This window comes from Nocardia brasiliensis NBRC 14402 (assembly GCF_000308475.2).
In the GTDB taxonomy this organism is placed as follows: domain Bacteria; phylum Actinomycetota; class Actinomycetes; order Mycobacteriales; family Mycobacteriaceae; genus Nocardia; species Nocardia brasiliensis.
In genome coordinates, this window is sequence record NZ_BAFT02000023.1 from 79,064 (window position 1) to 97,512 (window position 18,449).

Genomic DNA, 18,449 nt, shown 5'->3' on the forward strand with positions numbered 1-18,449 from the left:
GCGGCTCAGCCGTTGGCGCTGCGCCGGATGCCGAATCGGGTTGCGGCGACCAGATCTTCACGACCACGCGCGACGCGCGAACGGACCGTGCCGACCGGGCAGCCGCACACGGTGGCGGCCTCGGCGTAGGACAGGCCGAGGACCTGGGTGAGCACGAGCGCCTCCCGGCGTTCGGGGGCGAGGTCGTCGAGCAGCAGGTTCAGTTCGACGATCTCGGCGAGGCCGTCGCGGCGCGAGACCTGACGGTCGGCCGCGGCCGCCCAGTCCACACCGTGCGCGATCTTCGGCCGCGCCACCGCCATCCGCACCTGATCGACCACCACCCGGCGCGCGATGGACAGCAGCCAGGTGCGCGCGCTGGCGCGGCCCTCGAAACGCTTGATGCTGCCGAGCGCGCGCAGGTAGGTCTCCTGGGTCAGGTCGTCGGCCCGGCCGACCTCGGTCAGGTGGGCGAGCAACCGCCACACGTCCTTCTGCGTGGCGCGGATGAAGCTCTCCAACGCCCGCCGGTCGCCGCGAGCCGCCGCCAATGCCAGGCGGGTGGTCTCGTCGTCCTCGGCGGGGGTGGGCATGAGGTGAACAATAACCGCCGCCACGGCGGCCTCGACAACCGGCGAGCGACCCCGGGGAACTTCGGCGGCCCCGTAGACGACAATCTGGACGTGGAGTGCAAAGAGTGCCGGACGGCCCTGTCCGCCCGGATCGACGGCGAACGGGAGACCGTTCCCGCGGCGCGCGTGGACGAGCATCTCGAGCAGTGCGGCGAGTGCTGTTCCTGGTATGTCGCCGCCGTCGAGACCTCGAAACGGCTGCGCGACACCTCGTCGTACGCGCCCGATCTGACGGACGCGATCTTCGCCGCCGCCGAGCTGGAGCGGCCGGACCGCGCGCGACTGTCGCGGTGGCGCGCGGCCGTGCCCTGGGCGCGCGGTGTCACGTTCGCCACAGGCGCCGGATGGGCGCGTGTCGCGCTCGGTGCGCTCGGTGTCCTGCAATGCGTGCTGGGCCTGGCGCAGCTCGCCGGGATCGACTTCGGCATGAGCCATCACCACGGGGCCGAGACGACCCGGCATCTGCTCAACGAGAGCACCGCGTGGAGCCTGGCCATCGGCATCGGATTCCTCTACTGCGCGCTGCGCCCGCACGCCGCCTCCGGTGTGCTTCCGGTGCTGGGCGTGCTGGTCGCGGCGTTGAGCGCGTTCGTCGTGGCGGACCTGTACTCCGGCGTGGTGCCGGTCTCGCGGGTGCTCTCGCACGGCGTGCTCGTCGTCGCGCTGGCCCTGGTCGTGGTCGTGCACCGCACCCGCCGCCCCGAAACCTCGCCACCGGCCAGCGATCGGGCACCCGCCGATCTGGTGTTGCCGCCGGGCGCCCAGTTCGGCCGTCGCCTCGGCCACCTGCGTTCCACCCAAGATCCCGCCGCGTGAACGGACTTTCATGACCATCGAGCTCGACCAGCTTCGACCCGATCAGCCTGCCGCAGCCACCGAACCGACTCGCATCTCGCTCGCCGTCACCGGCATGAGCTGCGCGGCGTGCGCGAATCGGATCGAGCGCAAACTCAACAAGGTCGACGGCGTGACCGCCTCGGTGAACTACGCCACCGGCATCGCCACCATCGACGCCGCGGCGGGCATCGCCGCCGAACAACTCTGCGCCGAGGTCGACGCGATCGGCTTCGGCGCCGCGCCGGTGACCGACCGCGCCGAGGCGACCAGCGCCGCCCCGGAGGACGCGGAGGTCCGCAGCCTGCTGCGCCGGCTGGTGGTCGCGCTGATGGTGTTCTTCCCGCTGGCCGATCTGTCGGTGATGTTCGCCACCATCCCCTCGACCCGGTTCACCGGCTGGCAGGTGGTGCTCACGGTGCTGGCGCTGCCCGTGGTGGTGTGGTCGGCGGCGCCGTTCCATCGCAAGGCGCTGGCCAACGCGAAAGCCGGTGCGGCCAGCATGGACACGCTGGTCTCGGTCGGTGTGCTCACCGCGACGCTGTGGTCGCTGGACACCATGTTCTTGCACCCGAACAGATCCGGCCCCGCGCCCGACGGCGTCTGGGCGGCGATCTGGGCGAGCGACGCGATCTACCTGGAGGTCGCGGCGGGCGTCACCGCATTCGTCTTGGCCGGGCGGTATTTCGAGGCCAAGGCCAAAAGGTCGGCGGGCAGCGCGCTGCGGGCGCTGGCCGCGCTCGGCGCTCGCGAGGTGACCGTGCTGACCCGGGACGGTCGCGAAATGCGGGTTCCCATCGGCGAACTCGTCGAAGGCCAGCGTTTCGTGGTGCGTCCGGGCGAGACCATCGCCACCGACGGCCTGGTCGTGTCGGGCGAATCGAGTGTCGACGCCAGCGCGATGACGGGTGAGTCGATCCCGGTCGACGTGCACGCGGGCATGGCCGTGATCGGCGGCACCACCGCGCTCACCGGACGGCTGATCGTGGAAGCCGCAGCGGTGGGCGCGGATACGAAACTGTCGGGCATGATCCGGCTCGTCGAAGAGGCGCAGACCGGCAAGGCGCGCATGCAGCGCATCGCCGACCGGGTGTCGGCGGTGTTCGTGCCGTTCGTCTTCCTGATCACCGCGCTGACGTTCGTGATCTGGCTGATCGCCGGCGCAGGCGCCGATCGTGCGGGCGCGGCCGCGCTGGCGGTGCTGGTGGTGGCCTGCCCGTGCGCGCTGGGGCTGGCCATTCCGACCGCGCTGATGGTGGCGTCCGGACGCGGTGCGCAGCTGGGCATTTTCATCAAAGGCCACCAGGCCCTGGAGGCCACCCGCGACGTGGACACCGTGGTGCTGGACAAGACCGGCACCGTGACCAACGGCGCGATGAGCGTCGTCGCGGTGACCGAACACGCGCCGTACGCGGTCGCCGAGGTGCTGCGGTGGGCCGGTGCGGTGGAGGCGGCCTCCGAGCACGCGGTCGCGGCCGCGATCACCCGCTACGCCCGCGAGCAGCTCGACGACGAGCTGCCCGCCGTCGAATCCTTCGAAGCGCTACCGGGTTTGGGCGCACGCGGCGTCGTCGACGGGCGCACGGTGCTGGTCGGCCGGACGCGGCTGTTCGACGATCAGGGCATCGAGATCCCGCAGGAATCCCAGCGCGCGGTGCGCAAACAGGAGAAGTCCGGGCGCACCGTGGTACTCGTCGCGGTGGACGGTGCGGCCGTCGCGGTCGTCGCGGTGGCCGACACCGTCAAGGACACCGCGGCGGCGGCGATCGCCCGGCTGCACCGGCTCGGGCTGCGCGTTCTGATGTTCACCGGCGACAACGCCTTCGCCGCGCAGGCGGTGGCCGACGAGATCGGCATCGATGAGGTGGTCGCCGAACTGCTTCCGGAGGGCAAGGTCGAGCTGATCGCCCGCATGCAGGAGCAGGGGCACCGGGTGGTGATGGTCGGCGACGGCATCAACGACGGCGCGGCGCTGGCCACCGCCGACCTCGGCATGGCGATCGGTGCGGGCACCGACGTCGCGATCGCAGCCGCCGACGTCATCCTGGTCCGCGAGGATCTGGGCGCGGTCGCCGACGCGATCGAGTTGGCGCACGCCACATTACGCACCATCAAGGGCAACCTGGTGTGGGCGTTCGGCTACAACGTGCTCGCCATTCCGGTTGCCGCACTTGGCTTCCTCAATCCGCTGATCGCCGGTGCGGCCATGGCGTTCTCGTCGTTCTTCGTGGTGTCGAACAGCTTGCGACTGCGCAAGGTGCGTTTCGCGCGGTGAGCCCGAACCGGTTTCGCCGGGCTCAGCGCCGGGTCTGGGCCAGTTTCTCCAGCATGGCGTTGTAGGCCTCGAGGTCCGAGTCGCGGTACTCGTCGTCCTTGCGGTCGGTGCGGACCGCCGTGCGGCGGTCCTGCGCCGCCCACTGCGTCAGCAGCGCGCCGACCACTAGCAGCACCGGGACCTCGCCGGAGACCCAGGCGATGCCACCACCCATCCGCTGATCGGCGAGCAGGTCGATGTGCCACGGCAACTGCAGGTTGGTGTAGAACCGCGACCCGATGACCGTGTTCATCGACATCACGGCGACACCGAAGAACGCGTGAAAAGGCATGACCGCGAACAACACCCCGAGCCTGCCCAGATGTGGCAGGCGGCGCGGGCCCGGATCGATGCCGATGATGCCCCAGTAGTAGAGGTAGCCGACGATCAGGAAGTGCACGTTCATCAGCACGTGCCCCCAGTGGTAGCGGATCAGGCTCTCGAACAGCGGCGTGAAATACAGCCCGTAGAGCGAGATCACGAACAGGGTCAGCGCTGTCGCGGGGTGCGCGATGATCGCGGTCGGCCGCGAATGCAGCAGGGCCAGTACCCATTCCCGGACCCCGTGCACCTCCCCGCGCTTCACCGCGGGGACGGCGCGCAGCAGCAGGGTCACCGGCGCGCCGAGCACCAGCAGCACCGGTACGAACATGTTCAACGCCATATGCGTGATCATGTGCATGCTGAACATGGCGAAGCCGTAGGTGCCGATGCCCGACGAGGTCGCGATGAGCAGTGCGGCACAACCGCTCACCCAGGACAGCGTCCGCCACCGCGACCAGGCGTCACCACGCCGGCGCAGGCGTACGACGCCGATCACGTAGAGCACGATTCCGGCCACCGCCGCGGTGCCGATCACCAGGTCGAACCGCCAGAGGGTCAGCAGCCGTGCGACATTCGGCGGATCGAACAGGTCGAAGCCGAGGAACACCTCCTGCGCGGTGAACGACCGATCGGCGAAGGCGGGTGCGGGCTGCACCGCCATGGCCACGGTCACACCCAGCGCCACCGTGGAAAGCGCTGCGCCGCAGGCGATCAGCAGCGCCGTCCGGCGGGTGGGCGGCGCGGTGCGGCGCGCGAACACGAACCGCAGGACGAGCGCGAGTCCCACACCGGCCGCGCCGACCAGCAGGGCGAGCCTGCCGTAACCGGTGCTGAACACCGCCGACCAGGGCAGCAGGATCAGCCACAGCACCAAGCCGCTCAGCGCGGCGGCGAGCACACACAGCAAGCCGATGATCGCGCTGCGGCGCACCGCCGTGCCCACGTGTTCGCCTTGCCTGCGTACGTGTTCCGCGACGCACCACAGCAGACCGGGCAGCACCGACACGGCCAGCTGGAAGATGATCATCGCGCCGGTGCCGTAGTCGTGGTTCGGGCCCTCCCCCGCGTTGCCGACCATCGCGGGCGGCAGCACGGCGATCGCCGCCACCAGCAGCAGCACCGCCGCGCTGTTCCAGGACAACATGATTCGCGCGCCCAGTGTCACCACCGCGGCGAGCACGGCGACCACGATCCACGCCTTCGGCTTCTCGCTGGCGTCGATCAGCGCCCCGAGCGCGCCGAGCCGGAAGACACCCGACACCGTCATGCCGCCGATATTCGCCGCGGTCACCGGGATGAGCGCCAGCGCGGACAGCAACCACACCAGCCCAGCGCGCTCGGCGAGCCGGAGACCGGCGTACCCGTCGACATCGAGGCGGCCGCGTCCGGTGACCGCGGTACAGCACACCGCGTAGACCAGCGCGCCGAGCGCGGTCGCACCGGCCAGCTCGGCGGCGACCCGCAGCAGCACGTACCCGAGGACGTCGGCGAATCCGGGATAGGCGGTGCCCGCCGCCCGATAGGGCAGTTCGCCCGCCTCGACCACCGAGCCGATGACGACGGCGAGCAGCACGACCGCGGTGACGAACCGGATCAGGTGGACTGTCGAGGGTTTCACCTGCACGTTGAAGTCCACCATCCTCTGAAAAGTCCACGCACCTACAACAGGTCTCGCAGGACCGGTCGGATACGCGGAAGGGAAAGTTCCGGCAGCGCGCCAAGTATGAGCCAGCTCACGAACCGCCGGGCGGGCAGGCCGTCAGACGGTGCCGGCGCTCATGCCGCCGGAGATGGTCAACGCCTCGCCGTTGAAGTGCCTGCCGTGCTCGGACACCAGCAACAGGACCGCGTCCGCGACCTCGGCGGGCGCGATCAGATCACCGTTGGGCGGACCCGAGGCGAACATCTCCAGCACGTCTTCGCGGGTGGGATTCTCTTTGTCCGGCAACATCATCTGATACGTGGCCGGGTTCTGGATCATGTCGGTGTCCACGCCGGCGGGCAGTATCGCGTTGACGGTGATGCCGTGCTCGGCCACCTCCAGCGCCAGCGATTTCACCAGGCCGAGCACGCCCCACTTCGCCGCCGCGTAATGGCCGGCGTTGCGCACGCCCATCCGCGCCACGATGGACGAGGTGGCGACGACGCGACCCCAGCGGCGCTCGATCATGTGCGGCACCACCGCGCGGAAGCTGTGGAAGACGCCGCCGAGGTTGACCGCGATCATGTCCTGCCACATCTGCTCGCCCATCTGCGCGAGCGGCGAATTGGAGGCGATGCCCGCGTTCGCGATCAGGATGTCGATGTGACCGAAATCATCGATGGCACGCTGGGCGACCGCGTTCATCTCGGCCTGGCTGCGCACGTCGGCCCGCAGCGGCACACACCGCCGCCCGGTCTCCTCCACCAGCTTCGCGGTTTCGGCCAGGTCATCGGGGGTGGCGAGCGGATAGTGCAGGCCGGCGATCTGTTCGGCGATATCGCAGATCACGATGTCCGCGCCCGCCGTGGCCAGCGCCAGCGCATGCGCCCGGCCCTGACCTCGGGCACCACCCGTGATCACCGCTACCCTGTCGTCCAGTGTCCCCATGCCGGGCCCCTCACCAGATCGGTATTGTTCGGCCGCCCCTCATCGTTGCATGTCCGCCCGGGGCATCGTTGTCGTTTTCCGTCCGTCGTCCGGAAAACCGGACGAAACGTTCTGGGTCGATGCAGCGACGAAGGGAGTGCGTTGTGCGCAGCAGCATCAGGCGATCGAACTCGCCGACCGCACAACGCTCCGGCGCGCGGCCCAGCGCGCCCACAATGGTCCCAGGGGGCCAGATGACCGATTGTGAGTACTTCACCGTGGATCTCGACCAGCTCGTTCGACCACTCGGCAGCACACCGATCGACCACGACATCAGCGTGGCCAGCGCGCTGGCCAGCCCGCTGCTGCGCAGATTGATCCACACCGCGGTCGGTCTCTCGACCGACTCGATCGATCTGCTGGCCACCATGACCGATCGGCTGCGCGCCGTCGAAGGCATCATCATCCGCGACCCGCTCGAGCTCTGACCACTCGCTGATGCGGGTGGCCTATCGCCACCGTGTCGCGCCGATCGCTCCCCTTGACAGCAAATACCAAGTAGGAGCCCGCTATTCGCCGTGCAGCCGCTAACCTTCGGCAAAGTCGATCAAGGGGTGGCGTGAGACCGCCGTCACATGGTTACGTTGACTCAGGCCGGTCCCGCCGGCCGTAGGTGAACCCCGGTTCGGGAGGTGGCGGCGGCCGTGAGTGTGACGCAGACCGAACAACTTCAGGCGACTCGACCGTATCCGGCCCGCACCGGGCCGAAGGGTTCCTACCTCTGGAAGATGATCACGACCACCGATCCCAAGGTGCTCGGGGTCATGTACCTGGTCACCGCGATGACCTTCTTCTTCATCGGCGGCCTGATGGCACTGCTGATGCGCGGCGAGCTGGCCCGGCCCGGGTTGCAGTTCCTCTCGACCGAGCAGTACAACCAGCTGTTCACCATGCACGGCACGATCATGCTGCTGTTCTACGCGACGCCGATCGTGTTCGGCTTCGCAAATGCCGTGCTGCCCTTGCAGATCGGCGCGCCCGACGTAGCCTTCCCCCGTCTCAACGCGTTCAGCTACTGGCTGTATCTGTTCGGCGCGAGCATCGCGACCGCGGGCTTCCTCACGCCGGGCGGGCCCGCCGATTTCGGCTGGACCGGTTACACACCGCTCAGCACGTTCGAGCACGCGCCCGGCGCGGGCGGCGACCTGTGGATCATGGGGTTGATCCTGTCCGGCCTCGGCACCATCCTCGGCGGCGTCAACATGATCACCACGATCATCTGCCTGCGCGCGCCCGGCATGATCATGTTCCGGATGCCGATCTTCACCTGGAACATCCTGATCACCAGCATCCTTGTGCTGCTTGCCTTTCCGATCCTCACCGCGGCGCTGTTCGCACTCGCGATCGATCGGCACCTGGGCGGGCACATCTACGACACCGCCACCGGCGGCGTGCTGCTGTGGCAGCACCTGTTCTGGTTCTTCGGGCACCCCGAGGTGTACATCGTCGCGCTGCCGTTCTTCGGCATCGTCACCGAGATCTTCCCGGTGTTCAGCCGCAAACCGCTGTTCGGCTATACCGCGCTGATCTACGCGACGATCTCGATCGGCGCGCTCTCGGTGGCGGTGTGGGCACATCACATGTACGCCACGGGAGCGGTACTGCTGCCGTTCTTTTCGCTGATGACCTTCCTGATCGCGGTGCCTACCGGGGTGAAGTTCTTCAACTGGATCTTCACGATGTGGCGCGGTCAGTTGACCTTCGAGACGCCGATGCTGTGGTCGCTCGGGTTCCTGGTGACCTTCCTCTTCGGCGGTCTGTCCGGCGTCATCCTCGCGTCGCCGCCGCTGGACTTCCATGTCACCGACTCGTATTTCGTTGTGGCGCACTTCCATTACGTGCTGTTCGGCACCATCGTCTTCGCCACCTTCGCCGGTATCTACTTCTGGTTCCCGAAGATGACCGGCCGGATGATGGACGAGCGCCTGGGCAAGTGGCACTTCTGGACCACCTTCGTCGGGTTCCACCTGACCTTCCTGGTGCAGCACTGGGTAGGGGCCGAGGGCATGCCGCGCCGCTACGCGGACTACCTGCCCGGCGACGGATTCACCACGCTCAACATGATTTCCACCATCGGCGCATTCGTCCTCGGGGCGTCGATGCTGCCGTTCATCTGGAATGTGTTCAAGAGTTATCGCTACGGCGAGGTGGTCACGGTGGACGATCCGTGGGGCTACGGCAACTCGCTGGAGTGGGCCACCACCTGCCCGCCGCCGCGGCACAACTTCTACGAGCTGCCCCGGATCCGGTCCGAGCGTCCCGCCTTCGAGCTGCACTACCCGCACATGGTCGAGCGGATGCGCACCGAGGCGAGCGTCGGATGGAGCGGCGGGCATCGCAGCACCCCGCTCATCCAAGATCGCGCGGTCAGCCAGAAGGTCGAGCTGACCAAGCGCGCACCGGACAGCGAGCCCGGCAACGCCGACTGATTGTTGCCAGAATGGCAACTCAAGTTTGCCAATAGCGCCCCGCACGGGGATCGTGGTGGACATGACCGAGACACACAGCCACGGCGTCGGCGCGCACCAGGCCGGTAACACCGTCGAATTCTGGGAGAACTTCTACCAGGAGCGCGAGCGCGTCTGGTCCGGCAATCCCAACTTCCTCCTGGTCCGCGAGATCACCGGGGTGCCCGCGGGCACCGTGCTGGATCTCGGCTGCGCCGAGGGCGCGGACGCGATCTGGTTGGCACAGCAGGGCTGGCAGGTCACCGGCGTCGATGTGTCCGAGACCGCGCTCGGCCGGGCCCGCGCGCACGCGGCCGAACTCGGCGTCACCGGAATCACTTGGCAGCAGGTCGATCTCGCGCACTCGTTCCCGGCCGGGACCTTCGACCTCGTCTCCGCCCAGTATCTGCACTCACCCGTCGCGCAGGCCGACGAGCGCGAGCGCATCCTGTCCCGCGCGGCGGACGCCGTGGCCCCCGGCGGCCTACTGCTCATCGTCGGCCACGCGCATTGGCCGAGCTGGGTGACCGAACCTCCGGCCGATATCCACTTCCCCACCACCGCCGAGGTACTCGCCGCCCTGCGCCTCGACCCCGCCGCGTGGACCGTCGAACGCGACGACCTCGCCGAGCGCGACCAGCCGAGCCCCGAGGGCGTACCCGGCACCCGCCAGGACAACGTTCTGCTCATCCGTCGGCACTGAGCCCGCGCGACCCGTCAGGAGGCGTCGCCGAGTTCGTCGATATTGGCGAGAATCTTTTCGTGCCAATCGATCTCGGCCTGGATCCGCATGACGGCGTGGTCGACGACGAGATCGTCGACCACGGTCTGCTCGGGCCAGCGCCGCTCCAGGTGATGCGCGATCCGGGAGCCGTGCGCGCGCAGCGCGGCGATCCGGTCTTCGAGGTAGCCGCGCAACAGCTTCCGATCGAGGTCGGCACTGACCGCCAAGGCGAGATCGACCGGGTCGGGCCGGATGTCGACCTCGGTGAGCGCCTCGTCACGTAATGCGCGCAACTCCCGCAGGCCTTCGTCGGTGATCTCGTAGACGGTCCGGGCAGGTAACGCGCCGGGCTGCTCGGTCCGCAGCGGACGGATCAGGTTCTCGTCCGCCATCCGGTGCAGTGCCCCGTACAGCGAGCCCGGTTTCACCCGCGACCACAGTTCTGCGCGATCCAGCCGGGCGTCGCGGCGCAACTGATGACCGTGCATCGGGCCGCTCTTGGCCAGCGCGGCGAGCACGAACAGGCGAGTCTCGTTCACCCTTCTAGTCTGTCACGACTACTCGTATTTGAGTACTCTGATAGGCATGGCTGTTCGACCGATCCTGATTGCCGGTGACCCACGACTGACCACACCGGCCCGGCCGGTGGTCGCCTTCGACGCGGAACTCGCCGCGTTCGTCGACGATCTCTTCGCGACCAATACCGCCGCCAACGGCGCGGGGCTGGCCGCGAATCAGGTCGGCGATCCCCGGGCGGTATTCGTCTACGACCTGGTAGACGGCTCGACGCGGTATCGAGGGTGCGTCGTGAATCCGGTGCTGGAGACCTCCACGATCCCGGAGACGATGCCCGATCCCGACGACGATCTGGAGGGTTGCCTCTCCGTGCCGGGCGAATGGTTCCCGACCGGGCGGGCGCACTGGGCCCGCGTCACCGGCGCCGACGTCGACGGCGCACCGGTCACCGTCGAGGCGACCGGCTACCTGGCCCGGTGCCTCCAGCACGAGACCGACCACCTCGCCGGGCACCTCTATCTCGACCGGCTCATCGGCCGGAATCAGCGGGCGGCGCGCCGAATGATCAAGGACCGCAGGTGGGTTCGGCCCGGGCAGAGTTGGCTGCCGGGATAGGTTCCTGTCTCACAGATGCCTCCGCGGTTCAGCTCGGCGCCTGGTAAGGCGGAGGAGGAACCCGGCGGCGAGCTGGACCGTGGCGGCGCCGGAGGCGACTTCGAGTCAGGGACTAGGCGTCGGGCGCGTGGGTTCGCGTGGTGGTGAGGATGGTCCGGGCGACCAGGGCCGGGTCGTCGATCATCGGGACGTGACCGACGGCGGGGAGCAGCTCGAAGTCGGCCTGGGGCAGGCGTTCCCGGGCGATCTTGCCGTTGACCTCCGGCGGCAGGACAGCGTCGCGGCTCGACCACGCCAGGGTGACCGGGCACGGCAGCGGATCCAGCGGGGCGATCTGCTCGCCGGTGCCCAGCAGATCGTCGGTGATCGCGCAGTCGAGCAGGTCGCGCGCGGTCTGCACAGCCGCACTCGGTGTCAAACGATCTGCGCGGCAAGCGATGTCACGCATGCCCAAGCGACGGACCAGCGGCACCTGGAAGGCCAGTGGTTGCACCGTGCGGGTGAGCCGGGTGAGCGCGGCCAGCCTGCGTAACTTCGTGACGCCCGCGGATTGCGCGTGCGTGCCCGCCGTCCAGAACCCGGCCGGCGACAACGCGCACACACTGGCCGCCCGGCCGCGCCGGGCGAGTTCGATCGCCATCCAGCCGCCGAGGGAGTTCCCGGCCAGGTGCGGCCGGTCCAACCCGAACTCGTCCAGCATGCGTTCGGCGCCGTCGACGAGATCGGCGACGGTGGCGGGCCGCCGCCGCACGGGTGGGCCGCCCCGGTGCCCGAGCGCCGTCAGGGCGAAGACCTCGTGGTGTGGTGTGACCAGCGGGATGACCTCGTCCCACACCCGCGCCGACATGGTGACGCCGTGGAGCAGAACGAGCGGTGACTTGCTGGAGGCCATGAGCGAGTCTCGCACGGACGGCGCTCCTGCGGGGAGCCGGCAATCAGGGCAGGCCGCTCAGTCCGCGGTACACAGCAGATACTCAGCGGGCTCGCAGCTCGGGCTGGATTTCGGCGGTCATCCTGAGGCCATGATGGGTGGAACCCGTGCCCGGAGCACGCGGGCGCAGCGCTCGGTGTGGCGGTCGTGAAGCTGCGCGCTCGCCTGGCCCGGCGGCTGTCCGCCATACCGTTACGGATCGGTTTGGTGATCGCGGTACTGCTGCTGACGACCACCGCGTTGCTCGCCTCCGGTGTGGCGGTGACCTCGGGGCTGAGCCGTTCGCTGACCGAGCGCACCGACGAGCAACTGCTCGACGCGGCGCATTCCTGGGCCGAGCCGCGGCCGATGAAGGTGGTGCTCTCCGATCAGGGTGCGGTGCAATGGATTCCGGCCGACGCGCCGGCGCAACTGCCGGCGCCCCGTTCGATCGGCGATCAGCCGCGCCGCTTCTTCGAGTTGCGCAAGGGTGCCGAGGGTCAGCCTTATACGAAACCGGATGGCGGCGGAGCCAATTCCGGTGCGCCGGAGCTGCCGACTCAACTCGGTGACACGCCGACCACCGTGGGATCGACCGGTGGGTCGTCGGTGCGTTGGCGGGTCCTGTCCGTTTCGAACGAATACGGCTCGACCATCATCGCCTTGCCGCTGACCGACAACCAGGAGACCGTCTCACGACTGATCTTCTTCGAACTGGCCATCGGCACAACGGCTTTGGTCGCGCTCGGGGTGCTCGGCTACCTGGTGATCCAGCGCAGCCTGCGGCCGCTGCGCGCGGTGGAGGACACGGCCGCGGCGATCGCGGGCGGCGACCTGCACCGGCGGGTTCCGGTGCAGAACGTGGACACCGAGGTCGATCATCTGGCGCGCTCGTTGAACGAGATGCTGGCGCAGATCCAGTACGGCGTCGCCGCCACCGAGGCGTCCGAGGAGGCGGCGCGGCGCTCCGAGGCCAGGATGCGCCGCTTCATCGCGGACGCGAGTCACGAGCTGCGCACGCCGCTGACCACGATCCGCGGCTTCGCCGAACTGTATCGGCAGGGGGCGAGCAAGGACGCGACCATGGTGCTCGGCCGGATCGAATCGGAGGCCGAGCGGATGGGGCTGCTGGTGGAGGACCTGCTCCTGCTGGCCCGGCTCGACGAGAAGCGGCCGCTGGCGCGCCAACCCGTGGATCTGCTCGCGCTCGCGGGCGACGCGGTGCACAGCGCGCAGGCCATGGCCGCCCGCCAGCACGCGCCGGACACCCCGCAGCGCCGCATCGGCCTGGTGATCGAGCCGGGCGAGGGCACCCTCGATGTGCTCGGCGACGAGCCGCGACTGCGTCAGGTGCTGGCCAATCTGCTCGGCAACGCCCTGACCCACACCCCGCCCGAAGCCGCCGTCGTCGTCCGGCTCACGCCCTGCGTCGACGAGGTGCGTCTCGACGTGATCGATTCCGGGCCTGGGCTTTCGCCCGAGGCGGCCGCGCGGGTGTTCGAGCGCTTCTACCGCACCGACGCCTCCCGGACGCGCGCGAGCGGGGGCACCGGTCTCGGTTTATCGATCGTGCCTGCGCTGGTCGCCGCCCATGGCGGCCGGGTGAGCTTGGACAGCAGTCCGGGAGAAGGGGCCACGTTCACCGTCTTCTTGCCGCGCAGGCCGCCGACCCCCTAGATCGGCCCGCGCCCAACGCGTTTCAGCGCCGAGCGGCGACGAGCACGTCGTCGATCGGCGGGCTCTGCGGCACCGTGCCCTCCTCGATGAACCACTCCCACCGCATGATCCGGGCCAGCATCCAGGTCGGCATCCGCAGCAGCAGCTTGGCGATGGTGGCGAAACCACTCGTACCCGCGAGCACCGAGCGGTGCGCCGCGAGCGCGGTCCGGCGCTGCCCCGCAAAGCGGCGCACATCGATGCGGTGGGTGATCTCGGCGGCCGGACTGTACGTGGCGTCCAGCCGCGCGAGGTTGCTCCGGATACGGAGCGCGGTGAGCAGACGCGCTATGCGCAGCGCGTTTTCGCGCGGCATGGTGGCCTGCAGTACCCGCACGCCCGTCAGTTCCGCCGCCCGGCTGCCTACCTCGCTGACCCGCACGTGATCTCGGTGGCCGTACCCGCCGTTGCGGTCGTAGCTGAACAGGATCTCGGCCGCTTCTTCGCGCAGGATCGCGGCCAGCCGTGCGGCGGCCTCCTCGGGATCGGCTCGGACGAAGCGGGGTCGGTCGGCCGGGTCCGCGTAGAGCACCGCGCCGTGCCCGCTGTCGGCGTAGCCCAGGTGCACGACCCGCGCGACCCCCAATACAGCTGCGCTGGCAGATAATTCGGCGAGCCGCGGCGCGGGTCCGTCGAGCGTGGCCAGGTGCCCATCGGTCGCCACGACGAGCACGGTGCGGTGCCCCGCCGCGGCCAGCTTCGCCAGTGTGCCTCCGGTGAGCAGGGTTTCGTCATCCGGGTGTGCGTGCAATGCCACGACGGTCGCCATCGGACCAGTCTGGCAGCAGTCGGCGGCGGGTCAGCGCAGGATGAGCAGCAACAGCGCCTTCTGCAAGGTGTCGAAGATCCGGGCGACGGTGATCGCGATATCGACGGTACCCATCATCACAGGCCCCTTTCCGCAGGGACGAACAAGCCTCGATGTACCAATTCAAGACCTGACGTCGCGAATTAGGAAGGGGTACGGCTGTATCTGCCGCGGAATCGGTGCGCTACATGCCGACACATTCGATGATCGGCGCGGGATAGTCCGCGGGATCGATGTTCTCGCGCCACGGTGTGTGGATCGCGGCACCGGAAAGATGGGCGAGTTCAGGCAGCCAACGCCGGACGTAGTCACCGTTCTCGTCGTAGCGCTTGGCCTGCCGGAGGGGGTTGAGCACGCGATTGGGCCTGGTGTCGGTGCCGGTACCGGCGACCCACTGCCAGTTGAGCTGGTTGTTCGCCAGATCCGCGTCCACCAGCCAGTGCAGGAAGTGCGCGGCGCCGACGCGCCAGTCGATGCGCAGCGATTTGGCCAGGAAGCTGGCGGTGATGAGCCTGGCTCGGCCGGGCATCCAACCTTCGGCCTGCAACTGGCGCATGGGGGCGTCGACGATCGGGAACCCGGTGCGGCCGTCCCGCCACGCCGCGGCGGCGTGCGCGTCGTCACGCCACTCGCCCGGGCGCGGCCGATAGTCCGACCACGCGATATCCGGTCTGGCCGCGAGCAATTGGTGATGAAAGTCGCGCCAGGACAGCTGCCTGGCGAAGGCATGGCCGCCCGGGGTGGACATATCGACCCGGTGCACCAGTTCGACCGGCGAAACACAACCGAAGTGCAGATACGGCGAGAGCCGGGAGGTGGCATCGGCGGCGAGGTCGTCGTTGCGCTCCTCGTAGTTCTCGATCGCACCGGACAGCCAGTCCCGCACGATCTTTCGCCCCGTCGTCTCGCCGCCGACGGCGAGCTGCGGGGAGGACGGGCCCGCGCAGAGTTCCTCGGGTTCGGGCAGCGGATCGCTGTGCACCGGCGGCAGGGTGAGTTCGCGCGGCTTGCCTAGCGGTTTGCGCTGGTGCGCTTCGGTCCAGCGCCGGAAATACGGTGTGAAGACGGCGAAGTGGTCGCGGCCGGTGGACGGGACGAGCACCTCGGGATCGGCGGCGGTGATCGAGGCGGCGTGGCTGTGCAGCAGACAACTGCACTGCGCCAACCGATCCCGCAGCGCCCGTTCCCGCCTGCGGCTGTATCCGCTGACGTCGGCGGCGATGTGCACGCTGTCGGCATGCACCTCTTCGGCCACCGCGGCCACCTGTTCGACGACGTCACCGCGCCGCACCACCAACCTGCCGCCGATCGCCCGCAATTCGGCGTCCAGTTCGCCCAGCGCGGCGGACAGGAAACGCGCCCGATTCGGGGCCGCGAACCGGCCACCGGCGATCGCCTCATCGATCACGAAAAGCGGTACCACCGAGGCACCTTCGCGATGTGCCGCGGTGAGCACCGGGTTGTCGCGCACCCGCAGGTCACGCGTGAACAAAGCGATGGTGACGGTCATCTGCTCCTCTTCGAGTGCTGAGACGAATACGGTCCGGCGCCCGGAAGGGTGGCGCCGCGGTGCGGCGGGCGGCTCAGGCCTGCGACCCTCGACGCGACCCTCACGAGCGCCGGACCGGAGATCACACTGTGCAGAGCGGAACGATCTGGGTGAAGCCGCCAGTGCTCGGCGAGGTCAGGTAAAGGCACGGATCCTGACCCGCCGCAACGATTCCCGCGCGCACCCCCGACCAGGCCGCCTGGTCGAGCCGAGTATCGCGCGCAAGGACGAAGCCGGACAGCCGGCTCGGGTCGGTGACCACCGCCCAGGAGTAGTCCGGGGCGAGCGCCGTCACGATGTAGTTGGTGGGTCCGTCGAGCCGATCCTGGGTGGGCACGCCCGGAAAGCTCACGTGCAGTTGCGCATTGGTCGCACGATCGTTGACCGTCGCGGTACCCGCGATCTCGTTGTTCCCGTTCGTCCAGGTGGTGCACGTGTTGCGCACCGCGACGTTGCCTTGCGCGTCGAGCGAATAGTTCGCCTTGGTGTCGCGGGCGCAGGCGAGGCTGAAGTACTGCGGCACCGCCGCGAGTTGATGCCAGGTACCGAGGTACTGATTCAGATCCAGCGACGGCACCGGGGCCGGCGCGGCCTGCGCACTACCCACCGAAAGAACCGCGGCCGCAAAACCGGCCAGAACCATTGAAAGACGTACCGGATACCGCTTACTTCGAGATGTCACACGAACTCCTCGGTTATCGACGATATCCGCCATCCTATCGCATAACGATGCAAAACCGATTCACTATCCCGGATCGCGACCCAAAACTTCGACCACAGCTTCCGCGGCGCAGATTACGGGCACCGACGCATCCAGCATCGATCTATCCGAGCTGGGCCGCGCTGCTCGAGTGTTCGCCGATCTAACGGCGACACCCCCTTGGGCGGCGTTGGGCAGGCGCAGCGTGGCGAGGCCGTCGCGATTGCCGCGAGCTGGGGCTGCGAGGGGTGGCGACCGTCGCCGCCGTACCGCGCTGAGCACCTGGGCGCGGGCCGCCGGACACTCCGCGCGACGGCGGGACGGCCGGGCGTGGTGAATCGGGTAGGGCGGGGAAGGCAGAATGAGGCGATGACCGCCGGTTCTGCTCACGCTTCCGACGCGGCCGGCTACACGGTCCGCGCGGTAGCCGAGCGACTCGGCATCCCGACGGCGACGTTGCGGAGCTGGAACCGGCGCTACAACATCGGGCCGCCGCAACATCGGCCGGGCAAGCACCGCCTCTACACCGAGGCCGATATCGCGCAGCTCGGCCGCATGCTGACGCTCATCCAGGACGGCGCGACCCCGGCGGGTGCGGCCGCGGCGGTGCGCGGTCCGGCCCCGCGACTGGGCGACCGGTATCCGTTGCTCGCCGCGGCCTTCATGCTCGAAACCCGCGCAGTATCGGATCACCTGGAAGCCCACTTCCGCGCCTACGGCGTCGCCGATACCTGGGATCGCTTGTGCCGCCCCGCTTTCGCCGACATCGTCGACCGGCAGGGCGCGGGCGAGCGCTGCATCGATGTGGAACACCTGCTCTCCTGGTGCATCACCTCGGTGCTGCATCGCACCAACCCGCCGCCGGTCGCGCCCGCTACGACACCGGTGGTGCTGGCCTGCACCAGCGGGGAAACGCACGCGCTCCCGCTAGAGGTGCTGCGCGCGGCACTGGCCGAACGCGATATCGGCGCCCACATGCTCGGCGCGGACGTCCCCACCGGCGCATTGACCGACAGCCTCGCCAGGCACACCCACCCCGCCGCCGTAGTGCTCTGGTCCCAACAGGAATCGACCGCACTCACCTCGGCAATCCGCGCGTGCCACGAAGCCGGCGCCCAAGTCTTCGTCGGCGGCCCCGGCTGGGACGCCGTGATCCTCCCCGACTCCGCCCACCGCGTCGCCAGCCTGCAAGACGCCGTCGAACAACTGAGCTGACCGGGCAGCGCGCCCACGGCCAACTCGCCACCCATCCGCTCGCACTCCGGAAGCGAAACCCTTCCCCGAGCGCACACGCGCCGAATTGACAGTTGGGCTGACCGGACGGCACGCCCACACCTAACTCGCCACCCGCACCCTCCGACCGCGCGCGTGCCCCGCCGCCGAACAGCTGAGCTGCGACCGGGTGGCGCGCCAGCGCGGAATTCGCCACCCATCCATTCCGCGCTCCGAGACGAATCCTTCCGCGTGCACCCGCACCGGGTCGACACCACGCAGGCTGCATCACTGAGGTCGCGTGCGAGGCGAAGCGATGCATGATCGATTCAGATGTCGTTGCCGCGACAACCCTTGGACAACTGTGGGCAACCCCGCCTGGCCGCGAAGCATCCCTGCGGTCCACTTGTACGTTCTGCGCGCGGCCGAATGGCTCGGCACAGCTTCCCGACCACACTGCGGCGGTGCGGACAGGTGACCGCGCACGCTGTCCGCATCCGGGGCCACCGGGTCCTGCAGCGACACGAATTCAGCTGCCGG

General features: G+C 69.0%; 16 protein-coding genes. 8 read left to right on the plus strand and 8 right to left on the minus strand.

From position 1 onward, the window contains the following. Window positions 1-5 precede the first annotated feature (5 nt). Window positions 6-572, minus strand: coding sequence for an RNA polymerase sigma factor SigC (gene sigC / locus TY25_RS42425; protein ID WP_042254544.1), 567 nt, complete (start codon window positions 570-572; stop codon window positions 6-8). Window positions 573-575: 3 nt separating this feature from the next. Between sigC and TY25_RS42430 the strand changes: the two genes are divergently transcribed. Then, window positions 576-1,427, plus strand: coding sequence for a zf-HC2 domain-containing protein (locus tag TY25_RS42430; protein ID WP_052382815.1), 852 nt, complete (start codon window positions 576-578; stop codon window positions 1,425-1,427). A gap of 10 nt (window positions 1,428-1,437) precedes the next feature. Continuing rightward, window positions 1,438-3,720, plus strand: coding sequence for a heavy metal translocating P-type ATPase (locus TY25_RS05360; protein WP_042254545.1), 2,283 nt, complete (start codon window positions 1,438-1,440; stop codon window positions 3,718-3,720). Between the two features lie 22 nt (window positions 3,721-3,742). Here TY25_RS05360 and TY25_RS05365 read toward each other — a convergent pair whose 3' ends face one another. Next, entirely contained in the window at window positions 3,743-5,722 is a 1,980-nt protein-coding gene (locus tag TY25_RS05365; RefSeq protein WP_042254547.1) for a bifunctional copper resistance protein CopD/cytochrome c oxidase assembly protein, read from the minus strand. 120 nt (window positions 5,723-5,842) lie between these two features. Beyond that, the gene (locus TY25_RS05370) at window positions 5,843-6,673 is read right to left on the minus strand and encodes a mycofactocin-coupled SDR family oxidoreductase (protein ID WP_042254548.1); all 831 of its coding nucleotides are present in this window, start codon (window positions 6,671-6,673) and stop codon (window positions 5,843-5,845) included. A 233-nt stretch (window positions 6,674-6,906) separates the two neighbouring features. Here TY25_RS05370 and TY25_RS05375 point away from each other — a divergent pair, with 233 nt between their 5' ends. From TY25_RS05375 to TY25_RS05385, 3 genes are all read left to right on the plus strand, one after another. Beyond that, window positions 6,907-7,140, plus strand: a complete 234-nt coding sequence (locus TY25_RS05375; protein ID WP_042254550.1) for a hypothetical protein — start codon at window positions 6,907-6,909, stop codon at window positions 7,138-7,140. Window positions 7,141-7,356: 216 nt separating this feature from the next. Next, entirely contained in the window at window positions 7,357-9,141 is a 1,785-nt protein-coding gene (ctaD, locus tag TY25_RS05380) for an aa3-type cytochrome oxidase subunit I (RefSeq protein WP_193125445.1), read from the plus strand. A gap of 61 nt (window positions 9,142-9,202) precedes the next feature. Then, window positions 9,203-9,862, plus strand: coding sequence for a class I SAM-dependent methyltransferase (locus TY25_RS05385; RefSeq protein ID WP_042254553.1), 660 nt, complete (start codon window positions 9,203-9,205; stop codon window positions 9,860-9,862). 14 nt (window positions 9,863-9,876) lie between these two features. Here TY25_RS05385 and TY25_RS05390 read toward each other — a convergent pair whose 3' ends face one another. Then, entirely contained in the window at window positions 9,877-10,422 is a 546-nt protein-coding gene (locus tag TY25_RS05390) for a PadR family transcriptional regulator (RefSeq protein ID WP_042254555.1), read from the minus strand. A 46-nt stretch (window positions 10,423-10,468) separates the two neighbouring features. Between TY25_RS05390 and TY25_RS05395 the strand changes: the two genes are divergently transcribed. Further along, the gene (locus TY25_RS05395; protein ID WP_042254556.1) at window positions 10,469-11,014 is read left to right on the plus strand and encodes a peptide deformylase; all 546 of its coding nucleotides are present in this window, start codon (window positions 10,469-10,471) and stop codon (window positions 11,012-11,014) included. 112 nt (window positions 11,015-11,126) lie between these two features. On the opposite strand, the gene TY25_RS05400 is transcribed toward TY25_RS05395, so the two are convergent. Further along, complete coding sequence (locus TY25_RS05400) at window positions 11,127-11,921, minus strand: alpha/beta fold hydrolase (protein ID WP_226887195.1); 795 nt, start codon at window positions 11,919-11,921, stop codon at window positions 11,127-11,129. Between the two features lie 171 nt (window positions 11,922-12,092). On the opposite strand from TY25_RS05400, the gene TY25_RS05405 reads away from it, so the two are divergent. After that, entirely contained in the window at window positions 12,093-13,601 is a 1,509-nt protein-coding gene (locus TY25_RS05405) for a sensor histidine kinase (RefSeq protein WP_052382817.1), read from the plus strand. A gap of 22 nt (window positions 13,602-13,623) precedes the next feature. On the opposite strand, the gene TY25_RS05410 is transcribed toward TY25_RS05405, so the two are convergent. From TY25_RS05410 to TY25_RS05420, 3 genes are all read right to left on the minus strand, one after another. Further along, complete coding sequence (locus tag TY25_RS05410) at window positions 13,624-14,409, minus strand: PIG-L deacetylase family protein (protein ID WP_042254559.1); 786 nt, start codon at window positions 14,407-14,409, stop codon at window positions 13,624-13,626. A 223-nt stretch (window positions 14,410-14,632) separates the two neighbouring features. Next, a complete protein-coding gene (locus TY25_RS05415) occupies window positions 14,633-15,958 on the minus strand; it encodes a cryptochrome/photolyase family protein (RefSeq protein ID WP_042254560.1) in 1,326 nt (441 codons plus the stop codon). A 121-nt stretch (window positions 15,959-16,079) separates the two neighbouring features. Then, complete coding sequence (locus TY25_RS05420; protein ID WP_042254561.1) at window positions 16,080-16,640, minus strand: lipocalin family protein; 561 nt, start codon at window positions 16,638-16,640, stop codon at window positions 16,080-16,082. Window positions 16,641-17,066: 426 nt separating this feature from the next. Here TY25_RS05420 and TY25_RS05425 point away from each other — a divergent pair, with 426 nt between their 5' ends. After that, complete coding sequence (locus tag TY25_RS05425) at window positions 17,067-17,912, plus strand: MerR family transcriptional regulator (RefSeq protein WP_042254562.1); 846 nt, start codon at window positions 17,067-17,069, stop codon at window positions 17,910-17,912. Window positions 17,913-18,449 lie beyond the last annotated feature (537 nt).